The organism is Nocardioides sp. GY 10127 (genome assembly GCF_004919085.1).
Classification (GTDB): Bacteria; Actinomycetota; Actinomycetes; order Propionibacteriales; family Nocardioidaceae; genus Nocardioides.
In genome coordinates this window covers 46,290-64,001 of the sequence record NZ_STGL01000006.1, presented here as the reverse complement: position 1 = coordinate 64,001, position 17,712 = coordinate 46,290, and the positions used below count along the sequence as shown (strand labels likewise).

Annotated in this window: 16 protein-coding genes and 1 pseudogene; 11 read left to right on the top strand and 6 right to left on the bottom strand. The window is 73.4% G+C overall.

The features are described 5' to 3' along the window. Positions 1–171: 171 nt before the first annotated feature. Positions 172–2,136 (bottom strand): fibronectin type III domain-containing protein, encoded by a 1,965-nt coding sequence (locus tag E8D37_RS10365; protein WP_168929712.1) that lies wholly within the window; start codon positions 2,134–2,136, stop codon positions 172–174. 292 nt (positions 2,137–2,428) lie between these two features. Here E8D37_RS10365 and fabG (E8D37_RS10360) point away from each other — a divergent pair, with 292 nt between their 5' ends. After that, positions 2,429–3,193, top strand: coding sequence for a 3-oxoacyl-ACP reductase FabG (gene fabG, locus E8D37_RS10360; RefSeq protein WP_136569711.1), 765 nt, complete (start codon positions 2,429–2,431; stop codon positions 3,191–3,193). A 145-nt stretch (positions 3,194–3,338) separates the two neighbouring features. Next, positions 3,339–3,629, top strand: coding sequence for a hypothetical protein (locus E8D37_RS10355; RefSeq protein ID WP_136569710.1), 291 nt, complete (start codon positions 3,339–3,341; stop codon positions 3,627–3,629). Between the two features lie 137 nt (positions 3,630–3,766). On the opposite strand, the gene E8D37_RS10350 is transcribed toward E8D37_RS10355, so the two are convergent. After that, positions 3,767–4,150, bottom strand: coding sequence for a hypothetical protein (locus E8D37_RS10350; protein ID WP_136569709.1), 384 nt, complete (start codon positions 4,148–4,150; stop codon positions 3,767–3,769). A 325-nt stretch (positions 4,151–4,475) separates the two neighbouring features. Continuing rightward, positions 4,476–5,057 (bottom strand): annotated as a pseudogene (locus E8D37_RS10345) (dienelactone hydrolase family protein); the annotation flags it as partial. Positions 5,058–5,163: 106 nt separating this feature from the next. On the opposite strand from E8D37_RS10345, the gene E8D37_RS10340 reads away from it, so the two are divergent. Genes E8D37_RS10340 through E8D37_RS10330 form a run of 3 tightly spaced genes read left to right on the top strand, consistent with a single transcriptional unit; the run spans position 5,164 to position 8,558 of the window. Next, complete coding sequence (locus E8D37_RS10340; protein WP_240770338.1) at positions 5,164–6,507, top strand: potassium transporter TrkG; 1,344 nt, start codon at positions 5,164–5,166, stop codon at positions 6,505–6,507. A gap of 43 nt (positions 6,508–6,550) precedes the next feature. Then, the gene (locus E8D37_RS10335) at positions 6,551–7,879 is read left to right on the top strand and encodes a potassium transporter TrkG (protein WP_136569707.1); all 1,329 of its coding nucleotides are present in this window, start codon (positions 6,551–6,553) and stop codon (positions 7,877–7,879) included. Continuing rightward, on the top strand, positions 7,872–8,558 hold the full coding sequence (locus E8D37_RS10330) for a TrkA family potassium uptake protein (protein WP_206055688.1): 687 nt from the start codon (positions 7,872–7,874) through the stop codon (positions 8,556–8,558). Before E8D37_RS10335 ends, E8D37_RS10330 begins: the two co-directional genes overlap by 8 nt. A 13-nt stretch (positions 8,559–8,571) precedes the next feature. Here E8D37_RS10330 and E8D37_RS10325 read toward each other — a convergent pair whose 3' ends face one another. Both E8D37_RS10325 and E8D37_RS10320 read right to left on the bottom strand, forming a co-directional pair. Then, positions 8,572–9,867, bottom strand: a complete 1,296-nt coding sequence (locus E8D37_RS10325) for a DUF1501 domain-containing protein (protein ID WP_136569706.1) — start codon at positions 9,865–9,867, stop codon at positions 8,572–8,574. Next, positions 9,864–11,327 (bottom strand): DUF1800 domain-containing protein, encoded by a 1,464-nt coding sequence (locus E8D37_RS10320; RefSeq protein WP_168929711.1) that lies wholly within the window; start codon positions 11,325–11,327, stop codon positions 9,864–9,866. The genes E8D37_RS10325 and E8D37_RS10320 overlap by 4 nt, the downstream gene beginning before the upstream one ends. Before the next feature lie 178 nt (positions 11,328–11,505). Here E8D37_RS10320 and E8D37_RS10315 point away from each other — a divergent pair, with 178 nt between their 5' ends. From E8D37_RS10315 to E8D37_RS10295, 5 genes are all read left to right on the top strand, one after another. After that, positions 11,506–13,131 carry a M15 family metallopeptidase gene (locus tag E8D37_RS10315; RefSeq protein ID WP_136569704.1) on the top strand — a complete coding sequence of 542 codons (1,626 nt, stop codon included), beginning with the start codon at positions 11,506–11,508 and terminating at the stop codon, positions 13,129–13,131. Beyond that, positions 13,122–13,562, top strand: coding sequence for an HIT family protein (locus tag E8D37_RS10310; protein ID WP_240770337.1), 441 nt, complete (start codon positions 13,122–13,124; stop codon positions 13,560–13,562). The genes E8D37_RS10315 and E8D37_RS10310 overlap by 10 nt, the downstream gene beginning before the upstream one ends. A 134-nt stretch (positions 13,563–13,696) precedes the next feature. After that, positions 13,697–14,044 (top strand): hypothetical protein, encoded by a 348-nt coding sequence (locus E8D37_RS10305; RefSeq protein ID WP_240770336.1) that lies wholly within the window; start codon positions 13,697–13,699, stop codon positions 14,042–14,044. A 56-nt stretch (positions 14,045–14,100) separates the two neighbouring features. Next, a complete protein-coding gene (fabG, locus tag E8D37_RS10300; RefSeq protein WP_136569703.1) occupies positions 14,101–14,904 on the top strand; it encodes a 3-oxoacyl-ACP reductase FabG in 804 nt (267 codons plus the stop codon). Between the two features lie 171 nt (positions 14,905–15,075). After that, on the top strand, positions 15,076–16,143 hold the full coding sequence (locus tag E8D37_RS10295; RefSeq protein ID WP_168929710.1) for a DUF3048 domain-containing protein: 1,068 nt from the start codon (positions 15,076–15,078) through the stop codon (positions 16,141–16,143). 41 nt (positions 16,144–16,184) lie between these two features. Here the strand turns inward: E8D37_RS10295 and E8D37_RS10290 are convergent, their stop codons facing one another. After that, a complete protein-coding gene (locus E8D37_RS10290) occupies positions 16,185–16,862 on the bottom strand; it encodes a TetR/AcrR family transcriptional regulator (protein WP_136569701.1) in 678 nt (225 codons plus the stop codon). A 177-nt stretch (positions 16,863–17,039) separates the two neighbouring features. On the opposite strand from E8D37_RS10290, the gene E8D37_RS10285 reads away from it, so the two are divergent. Beyond that, positions 17,040–17,591, top strand: coding sequence for a hypothetical protein (locus E8D37_RS10285; RefSeq protein ID WP_136569700.1), 552 nt, complete (start codon positions 17,040–17,042; stop codon positions 17,589–17,591). Positions 17,592–17,712: the final 121 nt, after the last annotated feature.

The following is a 17,712-nucleotide window of genomic DNA, read 5'->3' as shown; positions in this document are numbered from 1 at the left end:
CGGTCAACTGGGACGGTCGTCCCGGTTGAGTGGGACGACTGTCCCGCACCGCGGGCGCGCCCGCAAGGGGTTCTCGCGAACCCGTGCCTCCCGGTCGGACGCGACGAACGGCCGCCCCGAGGATCTCGGAGCGGCCGTTCGGCGTGGGTGGTGCGTGATCGTGCGGCAGGGTCAGCTCGTCGGCGTCCCCGTGATGGTCAGCGCGGGGCCGTAGCCGGCCTTGTTCCTCGCCTGGAGGGTCAGCGTGTACTCGGTGCCGGCGGTGAGGAACCGCAGCAGCGCGCCCACCGAGGCCGCCGAGGGGGCGTAGACCTTCGAGCCCGTGGTCAGCTTGTAGCCCAGGATCGGCGCGTTCCCGGTGTCGTCGGGCTTGCTCCAGGTCAGGGCCAGCTGGCCGGTGCCGGGGGTGGCAGCGAACGAGGCCGGGACCCCGGGCACGGTGAGCGCCGGCATCGTCACCGACACCGTCTCGGTCGGGCCGGGCACCAGCCCGTTGACCGCCCGCACCCGGATGCTGTTGGTGCTCAGCGGCTTGAGACCGCCCACGACCATCGAGGTCGCCCGCACCGAGGCCGTCCGCCACGAGGCGCCGTTCACGGAGATCTTGTAGGCGGTGGGAGCGAGGTCGCCGTCGGTGGGCGGCGTCCACGCGACGGTAGCCGCGTCGGCGTAGAGCACGGTGGCCGTCACGTCGTTCATCGCGCCGGGCATGAGCGGCTCGAGGTTGCAGCCGGGGGCGTCGACGACGTAGCTGCCGAGCGAGCCGTAGGCGTCGTAGCCGCCGCTGGAGTAGCTGTTCTGGCCGCGCCCGGAGATCTCCACGACCAGGTCGCCCCACGGCGGCTTCCCGGAGGCGGGGGCGGGGATGGTGTAGGCGGCGGCCAGGCCCGCGGCGGTCACGCCGTCACCGGTGGTCGTCACCGTGTAGGACGAGCCGAGCCGAACGCCCTTCGTCGTGCGGACGGTGATGACGATGTCGAGGTCGGAGGCCCAGGTGGCGGGGGAGACCGTCACCGTGCTGCCGACGTCGCACGCGCCGAGGGCGAAGGCGTCCCGGTCGCGGTAGGACGTGATGGTCCCGACGTGGTCGTCGGGCAGCAGGCTGGTGTCCGCGAAGGACACGCCCGCCTCGTCGTCGCGGTAGCCGAGCATGCGGCTGAGGAGCAGGACGTCGTCCTGGCGGTTGTTCGCGCCCGGGTAGGACCCGCGGCTCCACTGGGAGACGGGCCGGTAGTAGCCGACGCCCATGATCGGGGCCCACAGGCCGGAGCCGGAGTAGTACCCCGCGGACCGGGTGCCGTCGTGGGTGAGCCCGAGGGTGTGGCCGACCTCGTGGGAGGCGGCCTCCGCCACCGACTTCGCGCTGTTGCCGGTGCCCTGCGTGAAGACCCACGCGGGCTGGTGACTGCCGCCGATCTCGGCGTAGGTGCCGACGTAGGCGACGCCGCCGCAGCTGGAGCTGCACAGGGGCCCCCACGCCGAGGACGCGCCGATGACGACGTGGATGCCGTACGCGGTGTCGTCCGCGTCGCTGCGCACGAGGCCGGCGGTGCCTGGGTCCTCGGTGGTGACGTCGACGTCGAAGGCCTCGTAGTCGGCGGCGACGGAGGCCCAGACCTCCTGGACCTTCGCGAGCTCCCCGGCGCTGAAGGACGCGCCGTCGCCGGCCGGGTCCCAGGCGGGCTGGCTGGATCCCGTCTTCGCCAGGGTCCAGGCGGTCTCGCCCAGCGTCGTGCCGTCGACGTCGAGGAAGATCGTCTTCGTCGCGCCCGGGCGGCTGTGCAGGCTGAACGTGTCGCCGGTCGGGTACAGCAGCGAGCTGCTCGAGCGGGTGAGGCTCTCGGTGCGCGTGGTCGCGGTGGCGAGGTCGCGCGGCGGGGTGCGCACGGGGTCGACCACGTAGAGGGCGCCCCGGGAGTCCAGGCGCATGGTGCTGTCCTTCTCCAGCAGGCGCGCGACCTGGGGGCGGGACAGGGTGGAGTCGGACGCGTCGATGCGACCGGCCCCGGAGGGGGAGGGGGCGGCGGCCGGGTCGTCGACCGCGGCGTCGGCGGGCAGGGCGACCCGCATCGGCCCCGCGAGCGCGAGTCCGAGGGTCGTGGCGATCAGGGCGCGTCCGCGCAGGCTCAGTGACATCCATGTCTCCTTCGTCCCTGGCCTGTTCGGCCGCGCAAACGTGTACGTAAAGGCGCCGTGAGGAAAATGTCGGGCGGTCTGGGCCGCACGCCACCCTGCGACCCCCAGGGGGAGGGAGGGCGGGCGTAGGCGCGACGTCAGGGGCGGCCGGCCGCGGGCGTCAACGGCCGGTGAACTCTGCCCACCCGCGGTGACCATCTGGTTTCGGCGCGCGGAGGGCGTCGGTGCGGCTGGTTGAGTGCACGGCAGGAGCCGCGACACGCAGAGCGCGGCACGAACGGAGGAGCGCAGCATGTTCACGTCGGTCGCAGGTCGGTCCGTCATCGTCACCGGGGCGAGCAAGGGCATCGGGAAGGGCATCGCCGCCGTCTTCGCCGCGGCCGGGGCGACGGTGACGATCACCGGGCGGGACGAGCAGGCGCTCGTCGCCACGGCCGCCGAGCTGGGCTGCGACTGGTTCGCCGCCGACACCTCGGACCCCGAGGCCTGCGCGGCCCTGGCCGCGACGGTCGTCGAGCGGCACGGCGGCATCGACGTCCTGTGTGCCAACGCCGGGATCTTTCCCTCCGCCACCCTCGCGGAGATGACGCCGGCCGACCTGGCGCACGTCATGGGCACCAACTTCAACGGCACCGTGTACGCCGTGCAGGCCTGCCTGCCCGCGCTGGCCGCCTCGGGCCACGGCCGGGTCGTCGTCACCTCCTCGATCACCGGGCCGATCACCGGCTACCCCGGCTGGTCGCACTACGGCGCTTCCAAGGCCGCGCAGCTCGGGTTCGTCCGGACGGCGGCCATCGAGCTCGCCCCGCAGGGCATCACCATCAACGCCGTGCTGCCGGGCAACATCGCCACCGAGGGCCTCCTGGGTCTCGGCGAGGAGTATCGGGCCGGCATGACCGCCGCCATCCCGCAGCGGCGCCTGGGCAGCGTCGCGGACATCGGCAACGCGGCCCTCTTCCTCGCCACGGACGAGGCGGGCTTCATCACCGGCCAGACGATCGTCGTGGACGGTGGCCAGGTGCTGCCCGAGTCGCCCGAGGCGCTCGAGGGCATCTGAGGGCACCCTGAGCCGGAGGTCACCTCTTGCGGCGGCTCACCTCCCGCGGGCGGCGGCCCGGCCGGCCCGCGTCGGTATCGTTCCCGGGCCGGGGCCGGAGGGGTCCCGAGCACGGAGCAGTGCCGAGCAGGAATGGTGGACACACATGGCTGAGACCCTGAGCGTCGAGGGCTTCGAGATCGACCTCGAGAAGGTGTACGCGGCGATGTACGCGCAGTCGAAGGAGGTCGACGGCGTCCGTGTCTTCGACGGCGCGGACGAGGCCACCAAGGGCCTCAAGGCGATCCTCAAGGAGGAGTGCGGCGTGCCCGCCGCCCCGAAGGCGAAGAAGGGCGTGACCGCCCGCAAGGCCGTCCGCGCCAAGCTGACCGAGCTGGGCTGGGCGACGCCCCAGGAGGGCTCCAAGGCCGCGTGGACGCTGACCAAGGCCCTGTGACAAGGCCCTGTGAGAAGGCCCTGTGACAAGGCCCTGTGAGCGGGCCGCCGGTGCGGCCGCTCAGGAGCGGGCGCACCGGCGCTGCCACGCCGACGGCCGGGGGCTGAGCCTCCCGGCCGCCGGGGGTCTGGGGTCGCTCAGGCCGCGGGAACACCCGGAGCCGGACGCAGGGCGAGCCCCAGCGCCAGGCCCTCGGTGAGGGCGGCGACGCGCGCGGTCGGGTCGTCGCCCGGCTCGAGCAGCTCGCGGTGCAGCAGGTTGCGGGCGGCGCCCGCCTCGCCGCTGTGCTGGCGGAAGACCGTCACGGTCCAGCCGTGGTGCTCGGACCACGGGGACACCTGCGCGGCCGCCTCGAGGCTGGAGGCCAGCGCCGAGGTGTAGACGCTCCCGTCGGGGAGCATCCGCGCCCCCGACAGCGGCCGCGCCGGGGTGGCGCGCACGATGTAGGTCCAGCCGTCACGCTCGACGCGGCGCACAGGCGCCTCGGCGCACGAGCGGGCGGGCTCCAGGAGCTCGGTCACGACACCCTCCGTCCCGGGCGCCTTGGGGTGCGCCCGATCAGCGGTCCGGGGTGCTTCCCCGGGATCTGCAGGCTACGTCCCAGGTCATGTACGGGGAGGGGTATTTGGTCCGCCGTTCACACGACCGTCACGTGAGCGGCCTCACTGATCTGGTCCGGTGTGGGCCGGAAACGACACGCGGTGTCCTACGCACGTCGCTGGTGTGCGATCCGCGTCCGGGGATGGCAGCCTGGGAGGGTGCCCCTGCGTCAACCACGCCCCGGACGGCCCGAACGGTCGGGTCGCCAGCACCGCCACACCGGTCGGGAGGCCGGACGGTTCCGCCTCACACCCGCTCGAGGAAGGCGAGACTGCGCTCGAGCAACAGCTCAGTGGCGTCAGGTGCGTAGCTGCCCAACGAGGCGTCGCTGAACAGGTGCACGTTCCCGGGGTAGGTGAAGACCTCCACCTCCGGATGCTCGGCCGCCACCTCGCGGGCCGCCGCCAGGTCGCCCTCCTCGGCGAAGAACGGGTCGGCGTCCATCCCGTGCACCTGAGCCGGGACCCCCGCCGGCCACGGCCCCGCCCACTGCGGCGAGATGAAGGCCTCGTAGAGCAGCGCTCCGCGCGCGCCGGGGCGCCGGGCCATGAGCCGCTGGGCGCTCATCACGCCGAGGGAGACCCCCGCGTAGACCAGGTCCGCCGGGAGATCGGCCGCAGCCGCGTCCACCCGCGCCCGGTACTTCTCGTCGCCGAGGGCGTCGACGTAGCCCGCGCCCTCGCTCACGTTGGAGAAGGTGTTCCCGTCGAAGAGGTCGGGGGCGTGGACCGTGTGGCCCGCGGCGCGCAGCCGGCCGGCCAGCATCTCCATCCCGGGCGTGAGCCCGCAGACGTGGTGCAGCAGCAGGATCTCGGCCATGTCGGCTCCGTTCGGTCGGTGGGTCGCGCCCGCCGGCCCGTGCGCGGCGTGCGTGTCGTGTGAACGAACCTAGGTGACGGCACCGACAGGGCCGACCTTCCCCTACCTTCGGAGGGTGCCCTCCACCCCCAGCAGGATCATCCGCCACCCGGCGCAGCTCGTGGTGGTGGCCTTCGCGGTGGCGATGATGCTCGGGACCTTCCTGCTGAGCCTGCCGGTGGCCACCGCCTCCGACACCTCCGCCGACTGGTCCACGGCGCTCTTCACGGCCACCTCGGCCCTCTGCGTCACCGGTCTGGTCGTGGTCGACACCGGCGGCTACTGGTCCGGGTTCGGGCACGTCGTGATCATGCTGCTCTTCCAGGTGGGCGGCTTCGGGATCATGACCACGGCCTCCCTCCTGGGCCTGCTCGTCTCCCGGCGGATGGGCCTGCGCACCCGGCTCACGGCGGCCGCCGAGCACCGCGCGGTCGACCTCGGCGACGTGCGCAGCGTGGTGTTCGGCGTCCTGCGGATCTCCCTGCTCACCGAGGCGCTGCTCGCGCTCGTCCTCACGCTTCGGTTCTGGCTCGGCTACGAGGAGCCGCTCCTGCGCGCCGCCTGGCTCGGCGTCTTCCACGCGGTCTCGGCGTTCAACAACGCGGGCTTCGTGCTGTTCGAGAACTCGGTGGTCGGCTTCGCCACCGACCCCTGGGTGCTGCTCCCGATCGCCGTCGGGGTGCTCGTCGGCGGGCTGGGCTTCCCGGTCATGCTCGAGCTGCGCAGGCACCTCCTGCGGCCACGGGCCTGGTCGCTGCACACCCGGCTCACGCTCACCGGCACCGCGCTGCTGCTCGTGGGTGCCACGGTCTTCCTCATCGCGAACGAGTGGCGCAACGACGCCACGCTCGGCGCCCTGCCGGTCCACGACCGGTTCCTCCCCGGCTTCTTCCACGCCGTCATGCCGCGCAGCGGCGGGTTCAACGCGCTCGAGACCGGCGAGATGCACCACGGCAGCCTGCTGGTCTCGACCGTCCTCATGTTCATCGGCGGCGGCTCGGCCAGCACGGCCGGCGGCATCAAGGTGACGACCTTCCTGCTGCTGTTCTTCGTCATCGTCGCCGAGGTCCGCGGCGAGCGCGACGTCCACGTGTTCGGACGCCGGATCGGCGACCGCGCCACCCGGCAGGCCCTCACCGTCGCGCTGCTCTCGGTCGCCGCTGCGGTGACCGGCACCGTCGTCCTCGTCGAGCTCACGAACCTGCCCACCTACCAGGTGCTCTTCGAGGCCGTCTCGGCCTTCGCCACCGTCGGCCTCTCCACCGGCATCACCCCGCTCGTCGGCGACCCCGGCGAGGTGGTGCTGGTGGCGCTCATGTTCATCGGCCGTCTCGGCCCCGTCACCCTCGTCTCGGCCCTGGCGCTGCGCGAGCGGCAGCGGCTCTACCAGCACCCGGAGGGCCGCCCCCTCATCGGGTGAGCGGCATCCCCTACGGTTCGTGGTCGTGCCCAGACTCCCGCACGTGACCTTCCGCCACCCGGCGCAGCTCGTCGTCACCGGGTTCGCGGGCACGATCGCCGTGGGCACCCTCCTGCTCCTGCTGCCCCTCTCGCGCGCCGGCGTCGGCGGCCACGCCGGGGTGCTCACCGCCCTGTTCACCGCGACCTCCGCGGTGTGCGTGACCGGCCTGGCCGTGGTCGACACCCCCGGCTACTGGTCGCCGTTCGGGCAGGTGGTGATCCTCGCCCTCATCCAGGTCGGCGGCTTCGGGATCATGACCATGGCCTCGCTGCTCGGCCTCCTCGTGTCGCGGCGGATGGGCCTGCGTACCCGGCTCAACGCCGCCGCCGAGACCAAGGCCGTGGGCCTGGGGGACGTGCGGACGGTGCTGCGCGGTGTCGCCGTGACCAGCCTCGTGGTCGAGGCGGTCACAGCGCTCGTCCTGGCCCTCCGGTTCTGGCTCCGCTACGACGAGTCCCTCGGCCGGGCCGTGTGGCTGGGGGTCTTCCACGGCGTCTCCGCGTTCAACAACGCCGGCTTCGCGCTCTGGTCCGACAGCCTCGTCGGCTTCGCCACCGACCCGTGGATCTGCCTGCCGTTGTGCGTCGCCGTCGTGCTGGGCGGCCTCGGCTTCCCCGTCATCCTCGAGCTGCTGCGCCGCTGGCGCCGACCGCGGGAGTGGTCGCTGCACACCCGGATCGTGCTCACCGCGACACCCGTCCTGCTGGTGCTCGGCGTCGTCCTCGTCCTCGGCAACGAGTGGCGCAACCCCGCGACCCTGGGCGCGCTCCCGGCCACCGACCGCTGGCTGCCGGCCCTCACCGCCTCCGTCATGGCCAGGACGGCGGGCTTCAACTCCCTCGACATCGGCAGCCTCCAGCAGGGCACCCTGCTCGGCACCATCGCCCTCATGTTCATCGGCGGCGGCTCGGCCGGCACCGCCGGCGGCATCAAGGTGACGACGTTCGTCCTGCTCTTCTTCGTGATCTGGGCCGAGGTGCGCGGCGAGGCCGACGTGCACGCCTTCGGCCGCCGCATCGGCGAGCGCGCCATGCGCCAGGCCGTGACCGTGGCGCTGCTCAGCGTGGCCGTGGTCGCCGGCAGCACCATGCTGCTCGTCGAGGTCACCGGCTTCGACACCCACCAGGTCCTCTTCGAGACCACCTCGGCCTTCGCGACGGTGGGCCTCTCGACCGGGATCACCAACCAGGTGGGCTCCTTCGGCGAGGTGGTCCTCGTCGTCCTCATGTTCGTCGGCAGACTGGGGCCCATCACCCTGGTCTCGGCCCTGGCGCTGCGTGAGCGCCAGCGGCTCTACCAGCACCCGGAAGGACGGCCGATCATTGGCTAGCTCGAAGTTCTGGAACCGCAAGGACGTCGACACCGGCGGTGTCGTGGTCATCGGCCTCGGCCGGTTCGGCCGCTCGCTGGCGCTCGAGCTCGTCGCCGAGGGCACCGAGGTGCTGGGCATCGACTCCGACGCGCGGACCGTGCAGTCCCTGGCCGGCCGGCTCACGCACGTCGTGGAGGCCGACAGCACCAACGAGGAGGCCATGCGCCAGCTCGGCGTCCAGGACTTCGACCGCGCCGTCATCGGCGTCGGCACCGACCTGGAGGCGAGCATCCTCTCGGCCTCGGTGGTGCTCACCCTCGGCGTCGAGCACGTGTGGGCGAAGGCGATCAGCCAGGCGCACGCGCGCATCCTCACGCAGGTCGGGGTGCACCACGTCGTCCGCCCCGAGCACGACATGGGCAAGCGGGTGGCGCACCTGGTCCGCGGCCGGATGATCGACTACATCGAGATCGACGACGGGTACGCCTTCGCCAAGACCCAGCCGCCGCGCCGGATGCTCGGCAAGACGCTGCTGGACTCCGACGTGCGGCGCTCCTACGGCGTCACCGTCGTCGGCGTGAAGCGCCCCGGCGAGGCGTTCACCTACGCCACGCCGGACACCGTGGTGCAGGGCGGCGACGTCATCATCGTCTCCGGCCAGCGCGAGAAGGTGGAGCGGTTCTCGGAGATGACGTGAGCCCTCGCCGCCGTCACAGCGAGGACATGAACCCCACCTTCTCCCGGGTGAACCCGGGGAAGACCGTGGCGAGGGAGGCGCTCGTGCGGGTCGCGACGACCTCGCCCAGCACCGAGCGGTAGTCGGTGGTGACCGAGACGTCCGCGTTGACGCCGGTGGCCAGGCCGGGCCAGGTGCCGTAGTACTGCCCGCCCTTCACCCCGGCGCCCGCCACGAGCATGACGTTGCCCCAGCCGTGGTCGAGGCCGCGGTTGGCGTTCTCGGCGACCCGCCGGCCGAACTCGGAGATCGTCACGAGGGTGGTGCGCGAGGCCGCGTCCCCGAGGTCGTCGAAGAAGGCGGCGATCGAGGTGGCCAGGTCGCGGGCGTTGTTGACCATCCAGCCGCTGGTCGACGAGCCGATGTCGGTGTGCATGTCCCAGTCGCCGGAGTCGACGGTGAACACCGAGGAGCCGACATCGGCGCGGATGGTGCGCGAGACCACCGCCAGCGCCTTGCCGAGCGAGCTGGTCGGGAAGGTGGCGGTGCTCGCGACGTCCTTGACCGCCTGGAACTGCGAGGCCGCGGTGAGGGCCGCCGACATGCCCGCCGCCATGGTGGCGGGGCCCGGCACCGAGCCGCGCCACGCGCGCTCGAGGGAGGCGAAGCGGCGGTCGGAGGAGTCGAGGACGGACGCGCCGCCGACCTTCACCCCGTTGACGTCGCTCACGCTCATCGTGGGCTCCGGGCCGACCATCGCCAGCGGCCGGTTGCCCACGCTCAGCCCCTGGAGCGGGCTGGTGAGCGAGTCGGCGCCGAGCAGTCGGTTCAGCCAGCCCACGCGGGCGGACGTGCCGGGGTCGGCGTCCTCGACCTCCTCCATCGCGGAGAAGTGGGAGCGGTTCGCCACCGGCAGCCCGGTCGCGTGCACCGCCGCCAGCGAGCCCGCGCTCCACAGCGGCTGCAGGGCGCTCATGGCCGGGTGGAAGCCGAACATCGCGTCGGCCATGAGCAGGCGGTCCGCCGCGATGGAGATGTTCGGGCGGGCGTCGTAGTAGGCCTGGTCGCCGTGCGGCACGACCATCGAGAGCCCGTCCGAGGCCCCGCGCAGGGAGACCACGACCAGGGCCCAGTCGTCGCCCTCCGCGGCGGCGGCGGACGCGGGCGCCCGGGTCACGACCGCGCCACCGACGGTGAGGGCGAGGCCGCCCAGCGCGGCGGTGCGCAGCACGGAGCGACGCGACGCCGCCAGGCCCGCGGCGGCGAGGTCGGGGCAGCCGCAGGGGGCGGCCGGGTGGCTGTCGGCAGGGGGGAGCGGGGAGGTCGTCATCGCGCGTAGTGCTCCGGGGAGTCGAGGAGGGCCGCCAGGACGCGGGTGAGCTGGTACCGGACGACGGAGGAGTCGGCGGTCAGGGAGGCGTCGACGTCCGTGACGCCGGCGGCGGTGGCGCACGTGGCAAGCAGGCGCGCGTTGAGCGGGCGGTAGAGCAGCTCGCGGCACATGTGCTCGGCGATCGTGCGGAACGAGGCGGGCAGCGGGGGCAGCCAGGCGTCCGGCGTCCGGTAGACCGTGTCCTGGGTCGGGTAGTACCGGTTGGCCACGTTCCAGTGGACGCCCACCGACGCCAGCGCGCGCAGGGGAGTGGCGTAGAAGTCGGCCGTGAGGGGTGCCCCGTTCGGCGCGGGCCAGCTGCCGGTGGACAGGCCGAGGCTGCCCGTCCAGCTGCGCAGCACGGCGGGACCGGAGTTGCCGTCGACCTGCCCCGTGAGCCGCATCCGCAGCGCCCGGAACGTCGCCAGCAGGTCCTCGTCCGCCGTCCGGAGCTTCGCGTCGACGCTCGCCTTGAACGCGCTGCTGCGGACCAGCGTCCGCAGCACGGGGACGATGGCGGTGTCGTGCGCGAGGTACGTGCGGGCCAGGGTGCGCACCAGCGCGGCGGGCGGGTCGTCGGAGACGAACGCGGTCGCCAGCCTGGTGGCCAGGTGCGTCGCGGTGTCGGGGTGGTGGGCCAGGTAGCGCAAGTAGGCCTTCGTCACGGCGCGGCCGTCGGTGGAGCGGTTGGCGTGCCGGAACGAGCCCACCCTCACCGCGCCCGTCGCGTGGTACTCCGGCACGTACAGCCGCTGCCAGGTGTCGTTGATGTCCACCCGCCACCCGGTGAGGATCGCGGCCGAGCTCTTCACGTCCGACTCGGTGTAGTTCCCCACGCCCACGGTGTGCAGCTCGAGCAGCTCGCGGCCGAGGTTCTCGTTCGGGGCGGCCTTCGTGGAGATCGCGGCGTCGAGGTAGACCAGCATCGCCGGGTGGGTGACGGCGGCCTGGAGCATCTGGTCGAAGCGGCCCAGGGCGTGGGCGCGGATGGTGAGCGCGTAGTCGGGGCGCCAGACGAAGTGGCCGTCGGTGGTGAGGGGGACGTGCAGGTGGTTCTCCCAGAAGGCGGTCATCACCTCGTGCACGTGGCGGTTCGAGACCAGCCGCCGCGTCATCACCCAGCGGCCGTGGTCGATGTACATGTCGTAGTTGGACTTCGTGCCGTCCCGGTAGCGCAGCCACTGGTCGAGCGGGGTGCGCCAGAGGTCGGGGAACCAGCCGTCCACGCGGGCGCCCGGGCCGTCCTTCACGGACGCCGGCTTCAGCTGTGCCTCGAACCAGTCCAGGTGCCGTCCGCCGCGGACCGCGCGGGCCAGGCCCGGGGTGAGGCCGTGGCTGAACCGGTTGACCAGGTGCCGTGCCGCGGGGGTGGGCAACGGGGTGGCACGGGCGGCCGTGAGGGACGCAGGGTCGTCCACGAGGGGCTCCAGGGGGTCAGGGCCGCGGACCCGACCGCGCGCCTGGCGAGTCACGATGGTCCAGTCCGGATCACGCTGACGAACGGCGAATTCCGGGCACCTTCATGATTTCTTCACAGCCCGATCTCAGGGCTACCCGGGTGAGGTCATGTCACTCCTGCCCCAGCAGAATCACGTCATGCGTCCGGCGAGAACCCCCCTCTGTCCGCGCCGCCGCCCCCTCACCGGCCCCCGTGCCGGCTCGGGCCCCGCGTCGGCCGTGCTCGCCGCCCTGACCGCGACCTGCCTCGGCGTCGGGCTCGGCGCCTCCGGTCTCCTCGGGGCCTCCGGCTCGCTGGCGGCTGCTGCCGCGGCGGACGTCTCGGCCGGCCCGTCCGCGGCAGCGACGAGCGGGAGCGTCACCGCGACGGCCACGGCGACTGCCACCACGACCTCGACCGCCACCAGCACCGCCACCGCGACCTCGACCAGCACCCCGGCCGCCCGCACGGACCTCGCGCTGGCCCCCCGCGAGGGGCGCGCGGACGCGGAGGTCACCGTGCGCGCCCGCCTGACCCTGAGCGGCGACGGCACCGGGGTGGCGGACGCCGCGGTGGTGCTGCGCCGCCGCACCGCCGACGGCGGCTGGCGGGTCGTGGGTCGCACCACGACGAGCAGCACGGGCACGGCCCGCTGGGTCCTCACCCTGGCCCGTGACCCCGCCCGCAACCGGCTGCGGGCGAGCTTCGCCGGCGACACGGCGCTCACCTCGGCGTCCGACACCGCGCGGGTGACGCTGGTGCGCCGCACGCCGCGGCTGCACGTCTCCGGGCCGTCCTCGGTGGTGGACGGTCGCAAGGTCGCGCTCCGGGTCCGCCTCGCCACCCCGCGGGGCGCCCCGGTCTCGACCCGCGTCCGGCTCCAGCGCAAGGAGTCGGGGCACTGGCGCACGGTCCGCCTGCTGCGCACCGACGCCGACGGGATGGCCCGCCTGCGCGTGCGGCCCCGCGTGGACTCGGCCTGGCGCGCCGTCCTGCGCCGCTCCGCCTGGGTGGAGCGGACGCAGAGCCGCGTGCACCGCATCGACAACACCCCGCCCGGGCGGGCCGTCACGCTGCCCGCGGCGGCGCCGACCCCGCGCCGGCACCTGCCGCGGCAGGCGCGCGCCACGGAGAAGGGCGCGCACGCCGTGGTGACCCGCATCCCGGAGAAGGTGTGGTCCTCGATGGTCGGCCGTACCTGGCACTACGGCTGCCCCGTGGGGCGCGCCCAGCTGCGCCTGCTGCGCATCAACTACTGGGGCTACGACGGCTACCGGTACCGGGGCGAGCTCGTCGCCAACGCCGACGTGGTCGCCCAGATGGCCGCCGCCCTGAGCGAGATGTACCGCAAGAAGCTGCCGATCCGCTCGATGTACCGCGAGGACCGCTTCGGCTGGAGCTCGACGCTGCACGGAGCCAACGACTACGCCTCCATGGCGGCCGGCAACACCTCGGCCTTCAACTGCCGCCAGGTGGTGGGTCGGCCCGGGGTGATGTCGCCGCACGCCTACGGTCGGGCGCTGGACCTCAACACGTGGGAGAACCCCTACCGCTCGAGCGGCGGGATCGTGCCGGACGACTGGTGGCAGTACCACGCGCACCCGCGCGTCGCCTGGCGCTCGTCCTCGCACGAGGTGGTGCGGATCATGCGCGCCCACGGGCTGGCCTGGACCTACGGGCTGGGGGACACCCAGCACTTCGACGCCTATCCCAGCGGGGGCAAGCGGGCGACCTCGGCCTGGCCGACGCTGCCGCGGGTGTGCACCGTGCAGGTGTGCGACTAGTGCGTGAGCCCGGCTGCGCCTTCTGTGCGATCGCCGCGGGGGAGGCGGAGGCGGACGTCGTGCTCGCCACCGACGACCTCGTGGCGTTCCTCGACCGGCGCCCGGTCTTCCCCGGCCACGTGCTCCTGGTGCCCCGCACGCACGTCGTCACCCTGCCGGACCTGCCGGCGGCGCTGCGCGACCCCTTCCTGGCCGCCGCGCAGCGGATCGCCTCGGCGGTGGTGGAGGGCCTCGGAGCCCAGGGCTCGTGGGTGAGCGTGAACAACACGGTGAGCCAGTCGGTGCCCCACCTGCACCTGCACGTGGTGCCACGGACGAAGGGCGACGGGCTCAAGGGCTTCTTCTGGCCCCGCCGGGGCTACGCGGACGGGCAGCGGGCCGAGGTGGCGGAGCGGCTCCGGGCGGCGCTGGGTGGGGCTGCCCCGGAATGACCCAATAGTCCGGACAAAGATCGAGGACTAATGACCGTACAAATAACCCCTGGAGGGGTTATGGTGGTGTGCGTGGCCGTCACCATGGCCGCACCGGACCCGACGCCGGACCAGTACCCCACCTGGAGGCCCCCGTGAGCAGCAGCGCCCCGACCGCACCCCGCCGTCGCCGTCACCTGATGGACCCGAACGCCCCGGTGCGTGACACCGTGAACAGCGCCGGGATCACCACGGTGCAGAAGTGGGTCATGTCGACGCTCGCCGTCTCCAGCATCCTGCACATGGCGGCCGGCGTCATCGTCGCCGCCTGGTTCATGGACCCCTCGCAGCTGGTGCCGCGCCTCGGCCTCTCCGTCATCGCCGGCGCCTTCGGCGTCCTCGCCGTGGCCAGCGGGCTCGCGATCCACAAGCACCCGGTCCTCACCCCCTGGCTGCTCCTCGGCCTCGCGCCGACCGTGGTCGGCTTCTGGCTGTTCCTCTAGGGTCGCCACGGCGCCGCAGGAGTCGTCGGCGCCGGTCGACTGCGAGGAGGCAGGTCATGCAGGGCAACGAGCAGCAGGTGGCTGGTCAGGGCACCGGGCGGCACGCAGGGAAGGTCGTCCTCGTCACCGGCGCGGCGCGAGGGATCGGGCTCGCCACCGCCGCCCGGTTCGCCCGGGAGGGCGCCTCGGTCGCCGTGGCCGACCTCGACGCCGGCGAGGCCGAGCGCGCCGCCGCGGGGCTGCCGCTGGTCGAGGGGGCGTCCGCGATCGGGATCGGCTGCGACGTCGCCGACGGGGCGGCCGCGCAGGCAGCCGTGGAGCGGGCCGTCGCCGAGCTCGGCGGGCTCCACGTCCTGGTCAACAACGCGGGCGTCACCCGCGACAACCTCCTGTTCAAGATGACCGAGCAGGACTGGGACACCGTGATCGGCGTCCACCTGCGGGGCGCGTTCTGCATGGCCAAGGCCGCGCAGGTCGTCTTCGTGCCCCAGGCCTGGGGCCGCATCGTCAACATCTCCTCCACCTCCGCCCTGGGCAACCGCGGCCAGGCGAACTACAGCGCCGCGAAGATGGGCATCCAGGGGTTCACCCGCACCCTGGCCCTCGAGCTCGGGCCCTACGGCATCACCTGCAACGCGGTGGCGCCCGGCTTCGTCGTCACGGAGATGACCGACGCCACCGCCGCCCGCCTCAAGATGGACGTCGAGGAGTTCCGTCGCCGCACGGCCGACCTCACCGCCGTCCGCCGCATCGGGCAGCCGGAGGACATCGCGCAGGCGATCGCCTACCTCGCCGGCGACGAGGCGTCCTTCATCACCGGTCAGACGCTCTACGTCGACGGCGGCATGACGCTGGGCTGAGGCGGGGCTGAGCCCGGGGTTGACGCGGGCCCGGCCGCGACGCGCGGGGGCGCGCCGGTCGAGGTTGTGACCTCGGGGCCCTCGGCGCTGCACACTGGTCGACGGCCCACCCGGACGGGTGGGCCCGCCGTCCCTTCCCCGTCCCACCTCTCTGCTCCGAGGAGACCGACCGTGCGACCCACCCGCGCCCTGACGCGCCGAGGCACCGCCGCCCTGCTGACCCTGGCCACCGCCGCCACCCTGGCCCTGGCCGGCTGCTCCGGCGGCGACGAGACCAGCTCCTCCGACGCGAGCAGCAGTGCGCTCGCCTCCCAGGACGTGGCCTCCGGCACGACCCTCGACGCGACCTGGCCGCTCACGGGCCTCACTGCCAACGGCGGCTCGTCGAAGAAGTACCCGGTGCTGGTCACCAAGATCGACAACACCCCGTCGGCCGCGCCGCAGCACGGTCTCGGCTCCGCCGACATGGTCGTCGAGGAGCTGGTGGAGGGCGGCTACACGCGCCTCGCCGTCTTCTTCTACTCCCAGCTGCCCGACCTGGTCGGCCCGGTGCGCTCGATGCGCGCCAGCGACATCGGCATCGTCACCGCGGCCGACGCCGACATCGTCACCTCGGGCGCGGCGAACGTGACGATCCGACGCATCGACAACGCGGGCATCACCTGGTTCACCGAGGGCGACAAGGGCTTCTACCGCGACAGCAGCCGGTACGCGCCCTACAACCTCATGGACAACCTGAAGGAGACCTCGACGCTGGCCGCCTCCAAGACGGCGGCGCGACCTGACGACTACCTGCCGTGGGGCACGGCCTCGGAGAACCCGAAGGGCACCAAGGCCACCAGCCTGGTCGCGAGCTTCGGCACCCACGAGTCGGACTGGGTCTACAAGAAGGGCACCTACACCAACACCAACACGAACGCGGCCTCCGACGACCAGTTCAAGGCCGACAACGTGCTGGTGCTGCGCGTGAAGGTCGGGGACGCGGGCTACCTCGACCCCGCGGGCAACCTCGTGCCGGAGACCAAGTTCACCGGGACGGGCCAGGCGATGCTCTTCTCCGGCGGACGCATGGTGAAGGGCACCTGGCACAAGAACAGCCTCACCTCGACCGTGAGCCTCACGACCGGCTCCGGCAAGAACGCCACCGACATGGTCGTCCCGGCCGGGCACACCTGGATCGAGCTCGTCCCCGAGACCGGCGGCAGCGTCGCCAGCGGGAGCGTCTCGTTCAGCAAGTGACCCGCCCCCGGTGAACTGGTCCGCGTCGCGCCCGGTGCCCCTCAGCGGGGGGTGTCGGGCGCGACGTGCGTCGGGGCGGTGGCGAGGGCCTGGAGGCCGGCGATGATGAGGCCGACGGCCACCTCGACCCGCGCGGCCGCGGCCTCGGGGTCCTCGGCGCCGGTCACGGCCTCGCCGGCCGAGGAGAGCGCGCCGAAGAAGATCCGCGCGAACGTCCGCAGCATCTCCTCGTCGCGTGCCCACGGGTGCCCGGCCCAGGCCTCGTCGCCGAGGATGGCCCGCACGATCTCGGTGACGCAGGCGAAGGTGGAGCGCTCCTCGGACTCGCGGAAGCGCTCGTAGCCGAGCACCGCCGGACCGTCCTGCACGACGATCCGCCGGTAGGACGGCTCGCGCACGACGTCAAGGAAGGCCGAGAGCCCCGCGCGCGCGGTGTCCCACGGGTCGCCGGCGGCCGCGACCGCGGTGGAGATGCGGGCCGCCGCGTCGGTCTCGACCGCGTCGAAGACCTCGGCGAACAGCGCCGTCTTGCCCTGGAAGTGGTGGTAGAGCGCGCCCTTGGTGACGTCGGCCGCGGCCACCACGGCATCGAGGGACGTGGCGGCGTAGCCCTGCTCGGTGAAGAGCCGCCTGGCCTCGTCGACGAGGGCCTGCCGGGTCGACGCGGGGTACCGGCGCCGACGGCCGGCGCTCGGGGCGGAGGCGCGGGAGCGGGGCACCGCGTCATCGTAGCGACGCCGGCCCCACCTCGCTGACCTGCGGCGGGAGTCGTGCGCGGGCGGACGTGGGCGGGCTCACCCGGCCGAGGTGTTGTCGCGGTGCCGGGAACATACGTACCTTCGGTACGTACTCACGGTATGTGAGTGCCCACCCCCCCTTCACCCACAGGAGCACCGATGAGCGCCTCCACCCGCCGCCGCGCGGAGATCCTCCGCGCCGTCATCGCCGCCGCCGACACCCGCTGCGACGGCGTCCTCCCCAGCGACCTCCCCGGCGTCCGCGGACCGCAGTCCGCCTTCGCCGACGACCTCGACCTCGTCGGGGCCCTCCAGCTGCGCTGGCACGCCCGGCTCGTCGTCCGCATCGAGCGCGAGCAGTCCGCCGGGCGCGCGGCCGGCCACGGCACCCTCTCCGACGCCGTCGTGGCCGCCTGGCGCGCCACCGCCGACGAGATGCCCGGCGTCCGGCTCGTGCTGGACGCGGCGGCCGGCGCCGCCGCCGACGAGCGGACCGCCCAGGCGCTGGCCCGCGCCCGGGCCACTGAGCACGCCACCCTGGCGGTCGCCGCAGGGCTGGCCGGGACGGCCGACGTCCACGACCCCCGTGCGCTGGCCGCGGGGGAGCGCCTCGAGGAGGCCGCCCGCGCCACCTGGCGGGCGACGCCCGTGCGCGCCGCCGGGCACCGCCGGACCCTGGTGGACCGGCTCCGGGCGGCGCTGGCCGCCTGACCCGCGGCCGCCGCCGCTCGCCTCGCAGCGGCGCCGCAGTGGCGCCGCAGTGGCGCCGCTTCCTGTCCGGAACTGTCCGGTCCGGCAACCTGTGGGTCCTGATCCCTGTGAACGCGTGTCC

Coding starts and splice junctions, on each gene's coding strand:
- E8D37_RS10365 (WP_168929712.1), bottom strand. CDS start 2,136: ATGTCACTGAGCCTGCGCGGACGCGCCCTGATCGCCACGACCCTCGGA.
- fabG (WP_136569711.1), top strand. CDS start 2,429: ATGTTCACGTCGGTCGCAGGTCGGTCCGTCATCGTCACCGGGGCGAGC.
- E8D37_RS10355 (WP_136569710.1), top strand. CDS start 3,339: ATGGCTGAGACCCTGAGCGTCGAGGGCTTCGAGATCGACCTCGAGAAG.
- E8D37_RS10325 (WP_136569706.1), bottom strand. CDS start 9,867: ATGACGACCTCCCCGCTCCCCCCTGCCGACAGCCACCCGGCCGCCCCC.
- E8D37_RS10315 (WP_136569704.1), top strand. CDS start 11,506: ATGCGTCCGGCGAGAACCCCCCTCTGTCCGCGCCGCCGCCCCCTCACC.
- fabG (WP_136569703.1), top strand. CDS start 14,101: ATGCAGGGCAACGAGCAGCAGGTGGCTGGTCAGGGCACCGGGCGGCAC.
- E8D37_RS10285 (WP_136569700.1), top strand. CDS start 17,040: ATGAGCGCCTCCACCCGCCGCCGCGCGGAGATCCTCCGCGCCGTCATC.